The organism is Endozoicomonas sp. ALE010 (assembly GCF_049310165.1).
GTDB lineage: Bacteria > Pseudomonadota > Gammaproteobacteria > Pseudomonadales > Endozoicomonadaceae > Endozoicomonas.
In genome coordinates this window covers 73,697-91,349 of record NZ_JBLYNV010000004.1, presented here as the reverse complement: position 1 = coordinate 91,349, position 17,653 = coordinate 73,697, and the positions used below count along the sequence as shown (strand labels likewise).

Below are 17,653 nucleotides of genomic sequence, written 5' to 3'. Positions count from 1 at the left end.
TTCTGACTAAGTTGTCAGTCACTCCCGGCAACTGCTCCTGCGTTGCTCTATCTCCTGCATCCATGCAGTCGTGCGGCGTTGCAACTCCGGTCACATAGCTACGGCTATGCTCCCTGCGTTGCGCCGTGCATAGCAACTGCCCACTTAGCCAGAAATATACGATTCCATTTGGCCAACTACTTAGCCCGGAAACAAGGGAAACCATGAACGCTTCCCGTTAAATGTTTAAACTGCCGGACTGGTTTGTTGAAGATCCTGGCCTTTGCGGAACAGGCCAAAACCCACCATGGCAAGTACCACAGCAAGAACCGGACTGAGCCAGTTTAAAAGAGCCCAGGGCGCATACTCAATCACGGCAACACCCAGGGTCGAGGCAAAAAACGCACCTCCGGTAGTCCAGGGTATAAGCGCTGTGGTGAGTGTCGCCCCTTCTTCCAGAGAGCGCGAAAGCACACGGCGATCTACACCCTTTTGATCATAGGCTTCACTGAACAGCTGACCACCCAATATGATCGATATGTAAGCTTCCCCCATGGTCAGATTGCCCGTGAAGCAGGCAATAACAGTGGTCGCAACCAGAGTGGATGCCCTGGTTATTTTTATCACAATCGTTTGAATAAGCACCCGCAAAAAACGGCAACGCTCCAGAATGCCACCCAGTGCCAGGGCCATAAGAGATAATGACAGTGTCCACATCATTGAGGTGATCCCCCCTCGTCCAAGCAATGCATCCAGGCTCTCCAGGCCTGTCGCAACCGTGCCGCCGCCATAAAGGCTGTTAAGCACCGTGGGCAGACTCTGATCCTGCAGGACGATAGCCAGCACCACCGCAACAGATGATGCCACCATCATGCTGGGTTCAGCTGCAACACGGGCCATACTGAGCAGCAACATAACGATCAGCGGTAACAAAGTCAGGCCATTGATCGTGAAGGTATCCTTTAAAGCCGCCTGCATGGCGAACAACTGTTCAGCGGGCAACGGGTTCTCAGCGTAACCGAGCCCCATCAGCGAGAATATCACCAGGGCCAACAAATAGGCCGGTCCTGTAGTAAACAGCATGCTCTGAATATGGGAGTAGAGATCAACCCTTGAGGTCATGGCAGCCAGGTTAGTGGTATCGGAAACCGGTGACATCTTGTCACCAAAGCAGGCACCGGAGATAACCATTCCGGCAACCAGGGGAGCGGGTATGCCCATGGAGGTCCCGATCCCCATCAGGACAACCCCCATGGTGCCAACCGTTCCCCAGCTGGTACCGGTGGCCAGGGACATCAGGCTACAGAGAAGCAACCCGGCAGGCAGGAAAAGCGCCGGACTGACAAATTCAATGCCGTAGTAAATCAATGTTGCCAGCGTACCACTCTGAATAAACGCGGCAATCAGCACCCCGATCAGAATAAAAATATAAACCGCCGTCAGCGCTCCGCTAATCCCGGCATTCATGGCACCCCGAATGGCACGAAAGTCATAGCCAAGGGCAAAGGCACTGATGGAAGCGATCATCAGGGACAACAGAATCAAGCTGTGCAGGCTGGTTTCCAGAACAAAAAGCCCGACACTGATGACGCCAATGATTGCAGCAAGGGTGATAAAAGCATGGAGAAAACCGGGCTCTTTCCATGACGTTTCTGCCGAAGTCGATACAGCCAAACCAGAACTCCTTTGGATACTGGGCAAATAGCCAGATATAAATATCTATTTCCCAGTATGAAATACGTTATTTTTAAGAATTTGATCGTTTTATATCCCAATCAATCTATTTAGCAAGTGTAATGACAAAAATATTGCTCTGCTGGACGATAATCGGGATCCTCTTCAACAACCATCAGGCGTGATCACTTATCCACAGGCAGACACCATCCATGCCAGCCCGGTCTCCCTGCGCTGGCGGCAGAGGGAGAAGGCTCCAGTGAATTTCCCTTGGTGGCAACATCGGTTCACCCTCTTAAGCCACCACCATTGCAGTACGATACAGGGCCTGAGCTGGATTTTGCCCGGGTCGCCACCCGAATAACATCCATTGTTATTGACTTGAAGGATCTCGCGTAGTCGTGACTGATAAGACTCATAAGTAATGTAAATATTGTTTTATTAATCAAGATGATAAAATCACCGTTCAAATTTAGTGAACTTATTACTTTTGGAATTGTATATGTAATTTAAGAAAACCAACTTTAAATCGCTTTTGTTGCCACCATACTGGCCACTTCTATCGATCAAGTTGATTCTGAAATGGCTCTTGAATCCAAGGAGAAGGGAAGCCCCCCCCCTGATTAATAATGAAAAAATTATTTTTAGCATTGATGTTCTCCTCTTCTGTTTTTGCCCAGACACAAAGTCCCATTCACATTGGTGGCAAAGACAATATCGAAGAAGCGATTCGAATGACACGAGTCACAACAGTAGAGATCAAAGTGTCATCGATATCGAAATCGTCTGACTATGAAATCACTGTAGATGGTGAAGTGATTGATACAACTGGAGTGATCCAGGCTCATTCCACCAGGAAGATTGATGTACCTCTTATATTCAAAACATCAAATAAGCCACAGAGGTTTCAAATCTGTTCTGTTTCGATCCCCGGTGAGCGTGATCTATTCAGGACTCGTGTTTGTACCAACGCTGATCTCGTATTCATTATTTGATGAAATCATGAAAATCAAATCAATTTTCGCTGCAACACTTTTCATTTCTGCTTCTGCAATGGCTCTCGATGATAATCAAATGCAGTTCTCTACTGACGTTGATCCAATGTATGGAATCGAAATTACCGATGCACAAGGTGCTCTTCGCTTCAAAGGAGAAGCTGCTTCCAATCCAACGGCATTCAAAGTTATTTCCAATACAGGAGAAACATTGACTGTCCATGTCGAATTGGAATCCCTGAATACTCCATCGGGTCAACCTGTTAATAATCTTGAAGATGATCTCTATATGGGTATTGGCTCAAAATCCAGCAAGATAGGCGACGGTGCTGATTTCAGCAATCTGAAATCAGACAAAGTGTATCTTGCTACAGCTCAGTTCGTACATATCGAACGGACAGATGTCAAAGCAGGAACGTATGACGCGATCATCACTCTGACAGTTCAGCACAAGTAAGAGAGACAAATGAAGAAACTTATTGCTATTGCCGCTATGACGCTTTCCATGCATGTATTTGCTGACTCGATTCGTACTGCTGATGGAATCTCCTGTTCTTTCGATGCTGATGATTCTCCATGGAGTGTGGAGACCTATGCTGAAATGGGAAATGATGATTACGATAATCAGTATGAAAGAGGGCACAACAATAGCGTAAGAGATAATAATAAGTTTGGTGTGAAGCTCGTGTATAAATTTGGCGGACCGGGGAGACTCCAGTGTAATGATCTTTATCAACTGGAGCTTCGAGATAAAGAAGCTCGTGTAAAACAATTGGAAGCCAAGCTCAAGATGTACGAAAAAGCTTCGAACCTGGCATGGGACTGATTTGTCAAACTAAAAAATAATTTATATTTCAACCAATTACCGCAAAACATTCCTCACAAAAAAAACCTCCTGAAATGAACTATGGCCTGGCAATATTGTCAGACCCTGTAACCAGAGTGTTATGCAAAAACAAAGCCCCAGCCCTTACTATTTCGATCATTAAGGGATCACACCGGGAGAAGGAGTATGGAATTAACCATTAATCTCGAAAGCTATCAAAATTACACACTGATTATTCTGGATGGCGATCTTAATGCCAGTACCATCCAAATTCTGGAGAATGCTGTAGAGAATGCCACCAGAATCGACACCAGCCATATTGTGCTGGATTGCACCCTGCTCAAAAGCATCAGTAGCGATGGGTTGCAATTACTCCTTCATTGTCAGGTACAACTGGCAGGACATTTCTATCTCTCGCTATATAACGTACCCAACAATGTTGCCTCACTGATGGAGTTATGCGGCATTACGTATTTTATCCAGATGAACACGCAGGAGCAGAATCAAAAAAAACAACCGGCATCAGCCTGATCCATAATAACGGCGGCACTTAAGTAGTTGGCCAAATGGAATCGTATATTTCTGGCTAAGTGGGCAGTTGCAACGCCGCAGAGTGACTGACAACTTAGTCAGAAATATATGATTTCATTTGGTTAACTACTTAACAACAGTACCGCCTGTTTCCGCTTCTCAGGCAACGTCTTCTTTGCCAACTTCAGCAGACTGGTATCTATCTTCCCCGGCACGATGGGGTAGCAGCAAATTCAGAATGACTGCAGTCAGTGCGCAAAGACTGACGCCCTTCAGTGAAAATTCACCCAGTGAAATGCCCATATTACCGATACCAAATACCAGCACGATAGAGACAATCACCAGGTTGCGGGGCTGTCCCAGGTCAACCCTTGCCTTAATCAGCGAGTTAAGGCCAACAACGGCAATGGAGCCAAATAGCAGCATCATAATACCGCCCATCACCGGCACTGGAATGGTTGACAGGAATCCACCAATTTTACCGATAAACGCCACACCAATAGCAATGACTGCGGCCCAGGTCATAATAGCGGGGTTGTAGGCTTTGGTGAGCATCACCGCACCCGTGACTTCGGAATAGGTGGTATTGGGCGGCCCACCCAACATACCCGCAGCCGTCGTCGCCAGGCCATCACCGAGCAGTGTATTTTTCAGCCCCGGTTTTTCCAGATACTTTTTCCCGGTCACTGAACTGATCGCCAGCATATCACCAATGTGCTCAATGGCGGGGGCAATGGCCACCGGAATCATATAAAGCACCGCATTCCAATTAAGTTCCGGGGCGGTGAAATTCGGAATAGCAAACCAGGGGCGGTCAAACAAAGGCTGAAAGTCCACAACCCCCATGATCACCGCAGCAATATAGCCTGCACCAATACCACAGATGATGGGAATCAGTCGCAGAATTCCACCGGCCATGGTCGCCACCAACAGGGTGGCCAGCAGCGAGATCGCGGCCAGGAACAGAGCCTGATCAGCAGAGATTAACCCTTCAACAGGGGATGTTGCCATCCCAACGGCAACCGGTGCCAGGCCAAGGCCGATCACCATAATCACCGGCCCGACCACCACGGGTGGAAACAACCGGTACAGTATGCCGGATCCACGCAACCTGACCAGCACACTCAAGGCGGCATACAGAACGCCGGCGGCCATAATGCCACCCATGGTGGCCGCCAGGCCCCAGGATTGAATACTGAACGTCATCGGCGCAATAAAGGCAAAAGAAGATGCCAGGAAGACAGGCACCTGCCGACGGGTGATCAGCTGGAAAATCAGGGTACCGATACCCGCGGTAAAGAACGCTACATTGGCGTCCAACCCGGTCAGCAACGGCACCAGAACGAGAGCACCAAAGGCAACAAACAGCATCTGCCCCCCCATCAGCGCCTGCCGCCAGAGCGACATCTCTGAGTGCAGGCTGTCCCCCGACTGTGCTGAATGATTCATTGCTGGATATCCTTATTCGTTACTTATCGTGTACCAAAAATCTTGTCACCGGCATCACCCAGGCCCGGAATAATATAACCGTTGTCATTAAGACCCCGATCAACAGATGCGGTAAAAATCTTCACGTCAGGATGCGCTGAGCAAATCTTTTCAATACCTTCCGGCGCAGCCACCAGCACCAGACAGCGGATCTCTTTGCAACCGGCCTTCTTCAGCATATCTATAGTCGCCAGCATGGAACCACCGGTAGCCAGCATTGGATCCAGGATCAGGGCAATACGCTCATCGATATTACTGACCAGTTTTTCAAAGTAAGGCACCGGTTCCAGGGTTTCTTCATCGCGGTACAGGCCTACCACACTGACCTTGGCATTGGGGATCATATCCAGAACGCCATCCATCATACCAATGCCGGCACGCAGGATCGGCACAATGGTGATTTTCTTGCCCTTGATTTGCTGAACGGTCACCGGACCATTCCAGCCTTCAATCACCGTATCTTCCAGCTCGAGGTCTTTGGTTGCTTCGTAGGTCAGCAGGCTGCCAACCTCACTGGCCAGGGTACGGAAGCCCTTGGTACTGATATCGTGGGATCGCATCAGTCCCAGCTTGTGTTGTACCAGCGGATGCCTGATTTCCTGTACGCTCATGCATGACCTCAACTGTCTGATTGGAGGTGGATGGGTAATGAAGTAAAAAAATGAATGGCTGAGATAGAAAACGTTTCTGAGTAAGCACTCATTGAGAGAATGATCGTGCAACAGCTTTCAACGCCTAAACCTTCTTATTCTCCCACAGGATGTCCGCACTGCCCATAGGTTTTTACAACCGCAACAATCGTGTAGTTTTCTCTTGCCCATTGACGACAACAACGGTATTTTTTCCTGCTTTGCTTTTCGTGAAAACTGTTTCCAGCTCTCCACAGGAGAGTAAAAATGGTTTTTTAATCAAAAATGGACTGCCGCTCGCCAGGGTGTCCGACACCTGTACTGCATGAGTTGACTCACTGGCGTGACCGGCCGCCAATCAAACGATCAGGGTTTGCACAACATGTCTGTTGATCTCGACCATATCCGGCAAGTGATGGATGAAGCCGACTGTCTCTATAACGAGCAGCAGATTGAAGATGCCATCGCCACCATGGGACGCAACATTACCAACCAGCTGGCGGATAGCAACCCGCTGGTATTCTGCGTAATGAATGGAGGCCTGGTGATTACCGGCAAACTGCTGACTCATATGCAGTTCCCCCTGGAAGCCTCCTACGTGCATGCAACCCGTTACCGGGACCAGTTGACCGGTGGCGGCCTGGAGTGGAAAGTTCGCCCAACCCAGACCATCAAAAATCGTACCGTCCTGATCATCGACGATATTCTGGATGAAGGGCATACTCTCGATGCAATTATCGATTTTTGTAAGGAAGAAGGTGCAGCCAGCGTTCTGACTGCGGTTCTGGTGGATAAAAAGCATGATCGTAAAGCCCGTCCGGGCCTGAAGGCTGACTTTACCGGCCTGGAAATCGAAGATCGCTATATTTTTGGCTACGGTCTGGACTATCAGGGTTACTGGCGTAATGCCAATGGCATTTATGCCCTGAAAGGTCATTGAAATCCTGCAATTTCTTAGAAAAAAAGCCTCCGGTCCGGAGGCTTTTTGATTTGGGTTAATCCATTTCGCCAGTGTTATGCTTCAGGATTATTTTCCTGGTCATTTTGTGGTTGGGCAGTGTCTTTCTTTTTAAATCCAGAGCCACTGAACATTTTGGTTACCGTCTGGTTTTGAGCCTTGATATCCTGGTCATACAATTTGCTCATCTCCGAAGTTTTATCATCGTATTGGTTTTCGATTTTCTTTCGTGCTTTTTGTAATGCTGTCATCTCTTTCTTTTTCTCAGCTTGCAGAGTTTTTAAGTCTTTCATAACCTGTATTTGATCATCCTGATTTTTTTTCAGGGCATATTGCAGATTTTCAAGCTTTTTCTGTTCAGCTCCAAGTTCTGAGAGAAGCTCTGTTTTACCCACGTTGATTTTTTTAATGTTTTCAGCAGTTGTAATTTTGGGTGCAAACTCAGGCAGCTTGACCTCAGATTCCTCAACAAACATTAACGACATTTCGTAACCTTGTAGTTTTTGTTGTTTCTCGGCAATGACAGTTTGAATCTCACCAATGCGGGTTTGGTTTTCTTTTATTTGATTACTCAGTTTATTAGCTTCAGAAATTTTATTATCAATTTTTTTATTTATTGTCTCAGTGTATTCGACTTCAGCTTTTTTCAAGTCTGAAATGGCTTCATCTTTCATTTTCTTACTATGAAGGGCCAGAGTCTCTTTGAAGTCATCAGCTCTCTCATTAATAAGCCCCTTATGTTCTTTTTTAAAATTATTTGCCTGCTTAGCCAAAGATGACTTCAATTCATTACGTTCTTTTTCAATATTAGAAACTTGATGCACATTCCTGCTGAACAGATCGTAAGCCTCACTATCCATGAAAATATTTGCAAGTTTTCTCACAGCATTTTTACGCACTCTCTCTGAACCACTTTTCAAAGCCACCAATTGAGGCTCCCCATCCTCAGTGGCCGGCGGTAAAACAATCACTGATCCGTTACGTAAAGAGGTCAAATCCCCATCAACAATCGACAATATAGTTTTGTACTTTTCTCTGAATTGATCATTTTGCATTTTTAACTCGTTAAGATCCTCTTTCTTCTGACCGAGCGTCTTCAAATCTGTATTAAATTTCTGAATCTCTTCCGCCAATATTTGCTTTTTGTCATTACTGTGAGTAGCTTTTAAAGCTTTTTGAGCCTGAGCTGGGGAAATTTCTCCCCAATTCTGATTTTTCACCATCCTCTTGCCTTTGCCCATCACCAAATGCTTTATTCCTTTAACAGGACGGCAGTTACTGAGCCACTGACGAAAATCTTTAAAGGCAACCTTTACAGGCCTGATGCTTTTAGGAAGCTCTTCAAACTTACCCGCAGAAACCTGGATACCGACAAACTCTTCTGGATTAATCTCCTGAATAGTAACCTGCTTCCCATTCAGAAACCCTACTTCTGGGTTAACAATATCTGCTTTTATAGCAAAAGGTAGTTTTTGAATTTGATCAACCCGGTTGTTACTTATAGCGGTCATTTTTATGACTCCTTCCTTTCCATGGTTTAAGAATATTTTTTTTCGATAAAAGATTATTTTTTCCGAAGATTTCTACCTAATTGCTGTTTAAGCATATTCTGTTCAGCTTCCATTTCTCTCTTGTCAGCTTTCTCCTGTTGTTTTAATTCTTTACCTTTTTGCAAGCTATCCACTTCTTTCATCTTAGTATCAAGCTCTGCTTTTTTCTCCTTCATCTCACCGGGTATTGCTTCCAACCTGGCACTACCATTTTCAATAATCTTTTGCGCTTTCTCAATACTATTCACCGTAGCAGTGAATGCTGTCGGTATTCCCTCACGCTCTTTTGGGATCATACTGAGCAGACTCAGTTGTTTTTTCAAGTCTGACAGAAGCTTCTTATGCTCAGCAACGGACTCCTGTGTTTGTTGCTTCTCTGCTTTCAGTGCTCTGATTTCAGTCTGCAACTGGTCAACCTTATCGTCCAGCTTGATACGCTGCTGAGTCAACGTATCCTGTAATTCAGATAGCCTGGTATTTCTACCCTTGCCCTGTTCCAGAGTATGCTGTTGCTCCTTAAAATGTTTGAGAATTTCTTTACCACTATCTTTTATTGAAGATTTCAACTGCTTCTGCTCAGATCTCAGCTTTTGTATTTCTGAATCAAGCCGTTCCATTCGATCAGACAAACCTGAATTTTCAACCTGCTTAATCACCATATTGACCAGATCTTTCCGAGCATCAGGATCCGTTGATGCAATTATCACAGGATCAGCGTCCTCAATAGGAATTGGGAGAGATATTCTCTTTTTGCTATGGATCACGCCATCAGGATTTTCACAAACCTTAATGGTATCTTTGTAGAGCTGCTTGAGCTTATCCAGTTCTGTTTGCTTATCAACCTCCTGTTTCTCAGCACTCTCAAGTTGATCAATTCTGTCATTGTGTGCTTGAGCTTCAAGCTTCAACTGGTCAGAGCCGCCCTTTATTGATTCTTCTGGAATTTTTTCCCAGTTTTCATGCTTGACGGCTTTTTTGATACCATTGAATGAACTTTTTAATTTTTCGCTAACGCTGGTTTTAAACTGCTTCAGTTTCTTAAATACTTTTTCCCGAACGGATACCGTATCTTTTTCAGCGGCTATCCCAATTTTTCTCCGCTCAAGGGGTATCTTTTTGGGTCCGGATACACCTGGTTCCTGGTCTGATAACTTAAGACCCGGTGTTGATAAAACCTTTACTGCCGTAATGGTAACCGTACCCTTAGGACCAAATGTAATGGTACATTCATTCCCCTCTTGAAGAAGACTTTTGATCGTGTCCAGTTGTTGTAAACTAAGCGAACCTGTATTAGATGCCCTTTCCATAATGGCCCTCAAACATTCCTTTGATCACTCAATCAATTGTAGCTGCGCAAGAAAACTTTAATAACAAAGCCAATAGTGATTTCAGAAAACAGGCAACCGGACAGTGATTCCCGGTAAAATAAACTCTTTGTCAAAATCATGTCGCCTTATAGGCCGCTTTTCCGGCAATGGATTATCTGAGCCTGTCTAAATCCCACTGCAAACATTTACTTTTATTCTTTTTATGCTTAACGTAATCTCAAAATATCCTATTGAGGTTATATATCTTTGTTTTCGACTCAGTAAAATATCCATCTGCTTATAGATTTCGCCCAGACAAACCCTACCCATAAAACACTGGACAGTGAGTCAGCCATGAAGAAAGACAAACAGAAAGTCATTGGAGAGGAATTAAGTGATGAGCGCCTGAAAGCGCTGCTGACACTGCAGCCAGCCGCTGGCAGCAGTCGAGACTATCACATTCTGTTAAGAGCCTACCGCTACCTTCGTGCGGATGATTTTGCCCGTTTTATCCCATTTTATCTGGAAGCCGGCCTGAATCTGGACGCCCGGGACAGCGCAGGGAAAACTCTGGCTGAAACCATCACACAACATCACCACGGTCAACCGTATCTCAAAGCTCTTACTGACCCGGTCAGGCATTAAACATCAGAGGCTGCCCGATACAATGGGCAGCCTGATACCTGTTACCCCTGAACAGGCCTGGCGTCCTGCGAGGAACGAACTGACGTGATCATCGCAAAAATACCACCCAGAATACCTGGTAACAACCAGACCAGACCCTCTGTCTGCAAAGGCAAATACGCAAGCACTGCGTAAGCTGGCTCAATGAAAGCCAGGCCAGCGGCGTGCAGACCTTCTACAAGACTGATCAGACCCACTGGAATTAGTACAAACGCCATTACCCGCTCAGGTTTCGCCAGCCACGATTGCAACAGTGTCACCACAATCAAAGCAATCGCGACAGGATAGATAATCAGCAACGGGTAACCTGCAATAATGTATTCAATCCAACATTGGCAATCAGTGCGCTGGCCAGGGCGCAGAGAATCACCCAGGTGCGATAATTAAATGCCGGAAATACCCGGGAAAAATATTCACCACAGGCACTGAGCAAACCAATCGCAGTGGTCAAACAGGCCAGAATAACTGTGATAGCCAGTACCACCTTCCCCCAGGACCCAAACACCGCGTCGATGAACAGGCTGATAATCTCTGCGCCATTTTGCGGAGCACCCACCAGCTGATGACTGGTAGCACCAATGTAACCCAATACCAGATACACCAGTGACAGACCGACAGAAGCGATCAAGCCTGCAATAAAGGTATAGCGCGCAACCTGCCGTGTATCCGTAACCCCCTTATTTTGAATAGCATTGATGATAACCACGCCAAATACCAGTGCCCCCAGGGTATCCATGGTCTGGTAACCCTCACGGAAACCATTAAAGAAGCCCTGACTGATCATGGACTCGGTGGCAGCACCAGCTTCTCCCTGGGGAAAAAGCAAAGCACCAACGGCAATAATCACCAGAACACCCATCAGTAGCGGAGTGATCACTTTGCCTACCGTCTCAACCAACCTGCCCGGAAACAGTGCCAGATACAGCGCAACAGCAAAAAACGTTATGGAAAACAGCGCCAGCGAAACCGCACCGGACTCAGCAATAAACGGCAGAAGACCCAGCTCATAAGAAACAACAGCGGTCCCGGGCGCGGCAAACAAAGGACCGATAGCCAGAAACAGAACAACTGCAAAGGTTAAGGCGATTTTTGCCGGGAAAATGGTAGTCAGCTTTTCCAGACCACCACCGACACGAGCACAGGCAAGCACACCCAGCAACGGCAGGCCTACTCCAGTGAGCAGAAATCCAAGCATCGCAATCATCAGCTCAGTGCCCGCCATATGCCCCAGAAATGGAGGAAAGATAATATTTCCTGCGCCCAGAAAGAGCGCAAAGGTCATCAGGCCCGTGGCCATAATATCTGTGGCTTTTAAAGTCTGCGACAAAACCTGTCCCCTGTACCCACTCTCTCTGGCAAACGACCGGTCAGCCATACCAGAACGGCAAACCCTGTAACCAGAAAGAATAGTGTTGGAAGTGAGCATGGAGAGGCGAAATAAAGGCCTCCCGAGAGGCCTCTTTATTTCATACATGAGGCTCTAGCTATATCAGTGCTTTCACCTAAAAATAACAAAAAAGCAGGATTTATTGCGTTTTAATCAATAATAAAGAAGAAATCCCTTAAGTAAGCATCAAACCTCAGCAGTAATCACTATTAACGTTATTCCCAGCGCCCAATCACAGCAGCGGACTTAATAGCTGCAGCGTATTTTCCAGCAGTTTCCGTCGAAAGGGTCTTTTTGACCAACGGTTGATATCCACCTCACCCGCCTGATTCATATAGGACTGGAGCACATGAAATATCTGCTGGCCAAAGCCATCATCATAAACAATCAACGTCACTTCATAATTCAGCCAGACACTGCGCATATCCAGGTTTACGGTACCAAACAGCGCTGTTTCACGGTCCACCAGAACACACTTGGTGTGCAGCAACCCCCCTCTGAACTGCTGAATAGTCACGCCAGCCTGCAGCAACTCCTGATAATAGGAGCGACTGGCATGATGAACCATTCTCGAGTCATTTTTCTCTGGCACCAGCAACTGGACATCCACACCACGCATTGCTGCTGACTTCAAGGCCGTCAGCAAAGACTCATCGGGCACAAAATACGGTGTACTGATCAGGAGTTCCTGACGACTTTCGTAAATAGCCGTCAGCAGAACCTGCTGCAGCATTTCCCGGTCCACATCAGGTCCGGACGGCAGAACGTGTACAAATGCACCGTCCCGGCCACGATGCTCAGCCGAAGGGTACTCATACTGCCGGTTGAACGAGGGGTGCCCCTGCCCGGTTTCCAGTGCCTTATCCCACTGCACGATGGCTCCGAGCACATGGGCAGCAACACCATCAATCCTGACCATGGCATCCACCCACTGTCCGACCTGAGCATCCTGCTTAAACAGGGATGGATCTACCAGGTTAAAACTGCCGGTCCAGGCCACCTGATCATCAACCACCAGAATCTTCCGATGGTTACGAATATCCATACGCTCCACCAGCATGCGCAGAGGGCCGGCTGACATGGATGCGGTAACACTGATCCCTTCAAGGCGAAAACGACGCGCCCATACTCCATTCAAAAAATCCCGACTGCCGACATTATCCAGCACAACCAGACAATCAACCCCTCGCCTGGAAGCGCGGATAACCGCTTCCGCCACCTCTTCAGCCCGACCGACCGGCTCCCATATATAGAACTCAATCAAGAGACTTTGCCGGGCATTTTCTATATCACGCAGCAGAGGTTCGATAATGTTTTCAAAATCTGAAAAGAGCTGCAGGTGGTTACCCGGCAGCAAAGGAATACTCATGCTTTTTTCTGCCAATGAGAAAATGCCATGATGACTGGTCACCGGACAGCGGGATGGCTCACCACCTGAGATAATCCGGGCCAGGTGCTGATACCACTGGGCATAATCCGGATAAAGTGTGCGCATGCGTTTTAAACGACCAATGCCCAGGCGGGGCGAACCCAATAACAGATACAGCACAAACCCTGCCACCGGCAACGCGAACAGCAACACCAGCCAGGCCAGAGAAACCCCCACAGGCCTTCGGGTCATAATCACTACAACCGCAAAAGCAATAATGGCACTTAAATAGGCAGCGCCAAACAGCCAGCTATACCAGGTTGTTTCCATGCACTAAAGTTCCGAAATTAAACCAGCTGAATTACCCAAATGTCCGGCTGATCTGGCTAGAAGTACTCTGTTGAGGTGTTCGCCATTGCTCCGGCTATAAACCAGCCGCCAAGACTATTGTCTTTCTAACCAGTCACCGGGAATAACGGGGTTTGCAAACTCAGCTGGCATTACCCACAAAGCTGCCCGGTAGCGGGCAGCCTCGACAGATAAAAAGGGACAATGGTTTCAAACAAGATGCCTTTCACTGGAGCAAATGTCCATAATTACCCCAAAGAAGTTTGGCCGTCATAGCCAGAGACACGCAGACAATCATGGGACGGATCAATGCCTCGCCGCGGCTAAGTACCACATATGAGCCAAGTCTGGCACCAATAACCTGGCCCACTATCATGACCAGACCAACCGCCCAGACCGCATGCCCACCAATAATGAAAAACAGCAAAGAGGCCAAATTGCTGGTGCAATTCAAAACTTTGGTATGAGCGGTGGCACTGGTGATGGAATACCCCAGCAAGCCTGCAAACGCCATGGTAAAAAACGAACCGGTACCCGGCCCAAAGAAGCCATCATAAAAACCGATCAGCAACGCCACGGTAAACGCAAACACCGGCACAGAGATCAACTGTCGTGACTGGTCACAGCTCAGTCGTGGAGAAAACAGAAAGTAAAGGACAATACCGATCAGCAGGAAGGGAATGGCCTGTTCCAAAACCCCGGCATCAATCCTCTGCACCAGCAGCGTCCCCATCATGCTGCCAATAAAGGTCATCACTATTGGCAGACGTATCTCCCGCAGGTTAACCGCACCTTTGGAAATAAAGTAAACACTGGCAGACAGCGTACCAGCGGCCCCCTGAAGCTTATTGGTTGCCAGCGCCTGAACCGGTGAAAGCCCGGCAGCCAGAAGCGCGGGCATTGATATCAGCCCCCCACCACCCGCAATGGAATCAACAAATCCAGCCACCGAGGCAACAGTAAAAAGGAAAAGCACAAGATCCAGAGTAATGGTTGCGTCCAAGGTCAATCCTTGCAGATAAAGGTTGATAATTTATGGAAGCGTAATAATAGAACGTCCAGCAAAAAATATTCAGATAAAGTTCACCCCGCAGCAAACGGAATCTACTTACTTTTCGATTACCGGGTTATTAAAAACCCGTAAAAAAATATTCGTACCAATAGCAAAAACCGCTGATTATCTCCCCAGATAATCAGCGGTTGGTAATCTCGCTTGAGCTCATAACACCTGGCCTGCTAATACGCTCTCCGTCATTGAACCTTGTGAGTTCCTCTGACCAGCATTCCTGATTGGGAATACTTTTTCATCTCAGGCTTGTGGCCGGGATGGCTGAAGGTCACTTTTGGCGACACTCTTTATTACGGGATAATTATAGAAAAAACGGCGTGGCAAAAGATTGCGAATTGGTGGATAAAACCCAAAAACAGCGCAATAATATTCCAAAGACTTAATAATTATTAAAAGAAAATATCATGAAACTCGATCGTTACGATATCCGGATACTTCAAGCGCTGCAACAGAATGCCCATATCAGCAATCAGGATCTGGCCGATCTGATTGGACTGACGCCATCCCCATGCCTGCGCAGGGTCAGGCAGCTGGAGGAGTCAGGATTAATAACCGCCAGAGTAACACTGCTCAACCCACAGAAGCTGGGACTAAGCCTTACCGTTCTGATTCATATCAGTATGGATAGACACACCCCGGAGCGATTTGAACACTTTGAAGAAACCATCAACAGTTATGACGAAGTGATTGAGTGCCTGTTGATTACCGGGCAATCGGCAGACTATATGGTCAAGGTGATGGTGCCGGACATGAATTACTATCAGGATTTTCTGCTAAACAAGATCACAAAAATTACTGGCGTCACCGGCGTACATTCCAGCTTTGTACTCCGCCAGCCGGTTCATAAGACCGCTTTACCCCTGAACCATCTCAAGCCTTAACGGCCTGATTAAAAACAGAGGCACAAAAAAACCTTCCTGATATCTCAGGAAGGTTCTGTATGGCTGGGGTGGAGGGATTCGAACCCCCGCATGTCAGGATCAAAACCTGATGCCTTACCGCTTGGCGACACCCCAATAGATTATGCAGGATGCATATTCGAACTAGTGGTAGCTAGGGGCAGATTCGAACTGCCGACCCCAGCATTATGAGTGCTGTGCTCTAACCAACTGAGCTACCTAGCCACTGAATCGGGCCGCTATTGTCGTGATTCAGAATGCTCATGTCAAGAAACATGCCATTCTTTATCTCTACAGCTGTTACAACGACTGTTACAACAACTGCCACAGCAACAGGATAAATGGCTGGGGTGGAGGGATTCGAACCCCCGCATGTCAGGATCAAAACCTGATGCCTTACCGCTTGGCGACACCCCAGCAAATTAGCGAATTGTTATCTCTTCGCTCACAAAGGCCTTTCGATGCTACTATACGAAAACTCGTTTTAGCAACCATCATAAATCTTGCAGAAAAGATTAGATGGTAGCTAGGGGCAGATTCGAACTGCCGACCCCAGCATTATGAGTGCTGTGCTCTAACCAACTGAGCTACCTAGCCGCCGAAAGATGGTGCGCACTTTAGTGATTTCACCTGAGCCTGTCAAGCAAAAAGCCTATAAGCAACGCAGATTCATAACACGACGACAGGCAAATACCCGACGCACTGGCACAACGAAAAAAGGCACGCTTTCGCGTGCCTTCTTCCGTCGTTTTTTTTTCAGCCAGGTTCAAACATTAAACAGGAAGTGCATAACATCACCATCCTGAACAATATACGCTTTGCCTTCTACGCGCAGACGGCCAGCTTCCTTGGCACCCTGCTCACCATTGTATTTAATGAAATCATCATAGCCGGTGACTTCCGCACGAATAAAACCACGCTCAAAGTCTGTATGAATAACACCGGCAGCCTGCGGCGCAGTGGCACCCACCTTCACCGTCCAGGCCCTGACCTCTTTCACCCCTGCGGTAAAGTAGGTTTGCAGACCCAGCAGTTCATAACCGGCGCGGATAACACGATCCAGGCCAGGCTCTTCCATGCCAAGATCCGCAAGAAACTCTGCTCGCTCGTCATCATCCAGTTCGGCGATTTCCGATTCCAGCTTGTTGCAGATTGGGACCACCACGGCTCCTTCCTGAGCAGCGATTTCCCGAACGGTGTCCAGGTATTCGTTATCCTCAAAACCATCCTCATCCACATTGGCAATATACATGGTGGGCTTGATGGTCAGCAGGTGGAATAAACGAACAAGCTTCCGCTCATCATCACTCATATCCAGAGAGCGAACCGGATTACCAGCTTCCAGATGCGGAATGATTTTTTCCAGCACCCCCTTCTGGGCTACGGAATCCTTATCACCACCTTTGGCAGAACGGGCAACACGCTGCAGCTGTTTTTCGCAGCTTTCCAGATCCGCCAGCACCAGTTCCATATTGATGATTTCAATATCTGCACGGGGATCAATCTTGTTGGCCACGTGAATAACATTGTCATTGGCAAAGCAGCGAACCACATGGGCAATTGCATCCGTCTCACGGATATTCGCCAGAAACTTGTTACCAAGGCCTTCCCCTTTGGAAGCACCTTCAACAAGACCCGCGATGTCCACGAACTCCATGGTGGTCGGCAACACTCGCTGAGGTTTAACGATTGCCGCCAGCTTATCCAGACGGGGGTCTGGCATGGCGACAACACCGGCATTGGGCTCAATGGTGCAGAACGGGAAGTTTTCTGCATCAATACCCGCCTTGGTTAAGGCATTAAATAGCGTTGATTTACCAACGTTTGGCAATCCAACGATGCCACATTTGAAACCCATAGCGCTTCTGCTCGCTCCTGAAGATAGTTAATGGGGGCGAATTATAAAGACTGGGGGAAAAAATTTCAGAAATTTTATGTCGGCAGATAAAAAAACGCCCGG

The 17,653-nt window shown here is 47.4% G+C and carries 17 protein-coding genes, 4 tRNA genes and 1 pseudogene; 8 read left to right on the top strand and 14 right to left on the bottom strand.

What is annotated here, in order from left to right:
* Positions 1-225 precede the first annotated feature (225 nt).
* The gene (gene nhaC / locus ACO6UY_RS03350; protein WP_422449392.1) at positions 226-1,653 is read right to left on the bottom strand and encodes a Na+/H+ antiporter NhaC; all 1,428 of its coding nucleotides are present in this window, start codon (positions 1,651-1,653) and stop codon (positions 226-228) included.
* 273 nt (positions 1,654-1,926) lie between these two features.
* Between nhaC and ACO6UY_RS03345 the strand changes: the two genes are divergently transcribed.
* The 5 genes from ACO6UY_RS03345 to ACO6UY_RS03325 all read left to right on the top strand — a co-directional run bounded on the left by ACO6UY_RS03345 (position 1,927) and on the right by ACO6UY_RS03325 (position 4,005).
* The gene (locus tag ACO6UY_RS03345) at positions 1,927-2,052 is read left to right on the top strand and encodes a hypothetical protein (protein ID WP_422449394.1); all 126 of its coding nucleotides are present in this window, start codon (positions 1,927-1,929) and stop codon (positions 2,050-2,052) included.
* A 230-nt stretch (positions 2,053-2,282) separates the two neighbouring features.
* On the top strand, positions 2,283-2,648 hold the full coding sequence (locus ACO6UY_RS03340; protein WP_422449396.1) for a hypothetical protein: 366 nt from the start codon (positions 2,283-2,285) through the stop codon (positions 2,646-2,648).
* Between the two features lie 7 nt (positions 2,649-2,655).
* Positions 2,656-3,105 (top strand): hypothetical protein, encoded by a 450-nt coding sequence (locus ACO6UY_RS03335; protein ID WP_422449398.1) that lies wholly within the window; start codon positions 2,656-2,658, stop codon positions 3,103-3,105.
* A gap of 9 nt (positions 3,106-3,114) precedes the next feature.
* Positions 3,115-3,474, top strand: coding sequence for a hypothetical protein (locus ACO6UY_RS03330; protein WP_422449400.1), 360 nt, complete (start codon positions 3,115-3,117; stop codon positions 3,472-3,474).
* Positions 3,475-3,660: 186 nt separating this feature from the next.
* The gene (locus ACO6UY_RS03325; RefSeq protein WP_422449402.1) at positions 3,661-4,005 is read left to right on the top strand and encodes an STAS domain-containing protein; all 345 of its coding nucleotides are present in this window, start codon (positions 3,661-3,663) and stop codon (positions 4,003-4,005) included.
* 159 nt (positions 4,006-4,164) lie between these two features.
* Here ACO6UY_RS03325 and ACO6UY_RS03320 read toward each other — a convergent pair whose 3' ends face one another.
* The 3 genes from ACO6UY_RS03320 to ACO6UY_RS03310 form a co-directional block, all read right to left on the bottom strand.
* On the bottom strand, positions 4,165-5,454 hold the full coding sequence (locus ACO6UY_RS03320) for a uracil-xanthine permease family protein (RefSeq protein WP_422489041.1): 1,290 nt from the start codon (positions 5,452-5,454) through the stop codon (positions 4,165-4,167).
* Between the two features lie 23 nt (positions 5,455-5,477).
* Complete coding sequence (gene upp, locus ACO6UY_RS03315; RefSeq protein ID WP_422489039.1) at positions 5,478-6,104, bottom strand: uracil phosphoribosyltransferase; 627 nt, start codon at positions 6,102-6,104, stop codon at positions 5,478-5,480.
* Between the two features lie 172 nt (positions 6,105-6,276).
* Positions 6,277-6,480: a hypothetical protein gene (locus ACO6UY_RS03310; protein ID WP_422489038.1), complete on the bottom strand. Its 204-nt coding sequence runs from the start codon at positions 6,478-6,480 to the stop codon at positions 6,277-6,279.
* Between the two features lie 24 nt (positions 6,481-6,504).
* On the opposite strand from ACO6UY_RS03310, the gene ACO6UY_RS03305 reads away from it, so the two are divergent.
* Positions 6,505-7,062 (top strand): hypoxanthine-guanine phosphoribosyltransferase, encoded by a 558-nt coding sequence (locus ACO6UY_RS03305; protein ID WP_209275615.1) that lies wholly within the window; start codon positions 6,505-6,507, stop codon positions 7,060-7,062.
* Positions 7,063-7,136: 74 nt separating this feature from the next.
* On the opposite strand, the gene ACO6UY_RS03300 is transcribed toward ACO6UY_RS03305, so the two are convergent.
* Both ACO6UY_RS03300 and ACO6UY_RS03295 read right to left on the bottom strand, forming a co-directional pair.
* The gene (locus ACO6UY_RS03300) at positions 7,137-8,591 is read right to left on the bottom strand and encodes a coiled-coil domain-containing protein (protein ID WP_422449408.1); all 1,455 of its coding nucleotides are present in this window, start codon (positions 8,589-8,591) and stop codon (positions 7,137-7,139) included.
* Positions 8,592-8,644: 53 nt separating this feature from the next.
* The gene (locus tag ACO6UY_RS03295; protein ID WP_422449410.1) at positions 8,645-9,937 is read right to left on the bottom strand and encodes a hypothetical protein; all 1,293 of its coding nucleotides are present in this window, start codon (positions 9,935-9,937) and stop codon (positions 8,645-8,647) included.
* A gap of 354 nt (positions 9,938-10,291) precedes the next feature.
* Between ACO6UY_RS03295 and ACO6UY_RS03290 the strand changes: the two genes are divergently transcribed.
* Complete coding sequence (locus ACO6UY_RS03290; protein WP_422449412.1) at positions 10,292-10,582, top strand: PA4642 family protein; 291 nt, start codon at positions 10,292-10,294, stop codon at positions 10,580-10,582.
* Positions 10,583-10,623: 41 nt separating this feature from the next.
* Here ACO6UY_RS03290 and brnQ read toward each other — a convergent pair.
* The 3 genes and pseudogenes from brnQ to ACO6UY_RS03275 all read right to left on the bottom strand — a co-directional run bounded on the left by brnQ (position 10,624) and on the right by ACO6UY_RS03275 (position 14,728).
* Positions 10,624-11,903 (bottom strand): annotated as a pseudogene (gene brnQ / locus ACO6UY_RS03285) (branched-chain amino acid transport system II carrier protein).
* Positions 11,904-12,240: 337 nt separating this feature from the next.
* Positions 12,241-13,707: a cardiolipin synthase gene (gene cls, locus ACO6UY_RS03280; protein ID WP_422449416.1), complete on the bottom strand. Its 1,467-nt coding sequence runs from the start codon at positions 13,705-13,707 to the stop codon at positions 12,241-12,243.
* 244 nt (positions 13,708-13,951) lie between these two features.
* The gene (locus ACO6UY_RS03275; RefSeq protein WP_422449418.1) at positions 13,952-14,728 is read right to left on the bottom strand and encodes a TSUP family transporter; all 777 of its coding nucleotides are present in this window, start codon (positions 14,726-14,728) and stop codon (positions 13,952-13,954) included.
* Between the two features lie 467 nt (positions 14,729-15,195).
* Between ACO6UY_RS03275 and ACO6UY_RS03270 the strand changes: the two genes are divergently transcribed.
* The gene (locus ACO6UY_RS03270) at positions 15,196-15,675 is read left to right on the top strand and encodes an Lrp/AsnC family transcriptional regulator (RefSeq protein WP_422449574.1); all 480 of its coding nucleotides are present in this window, start codon (positions 15,196-15,198) and stop codon (positions 15,673-15,675) included.
* Between the two features lie 60 nt (positions 15,676-15,735).
* On the opposite strand, the gene ACO6UY_RS03265 is transcribed toward ACO6UY_RS03270, so the two are convergent.
* The 5 genes from ACO6UY_RS03265 to ychF form a co-directional block, all read right to left on the bottom strand.
* Positions 15,736-15,810, bottom strand: a tRNA-Gln gene (locus tag ACO6UY_RS03265).
* 31 nt (positions 15,811-15,841) lie between these two features.
* Positions 15,842-15,918 (bottom strand) — tRNA-Met (locus ACO6UY_RS03260).
* 117 nt (positions 15,919-16,035) lie between these two features.
* Positions 16,036-16,110: transfer RNA gene (locus ACO6UY_RS03255), tRNA-Gln, on the bottom strand.
* Positions 16,111-16,213: 103 nt separating this feature from the next.
* Positions 16,214-16,290: transfer RNA gene (locus ACO6UY_RS03250), tRNA-Met, on the bottom strand.
* Positions 16,291-16,459: 169 nt separating this feature from the next.
* Entirely contained in the window at positions 16,460-17,551 is a 1,092-nt protein-coding gene (gene ychF / locus ACO6UY_RS03245) for a redox-regulated ATPase YchF (RefSeq protein WP_209275607.1), read from the bottom strand.
* Positions 17,552-17,653: the final 102 nt, after the last annotated feature.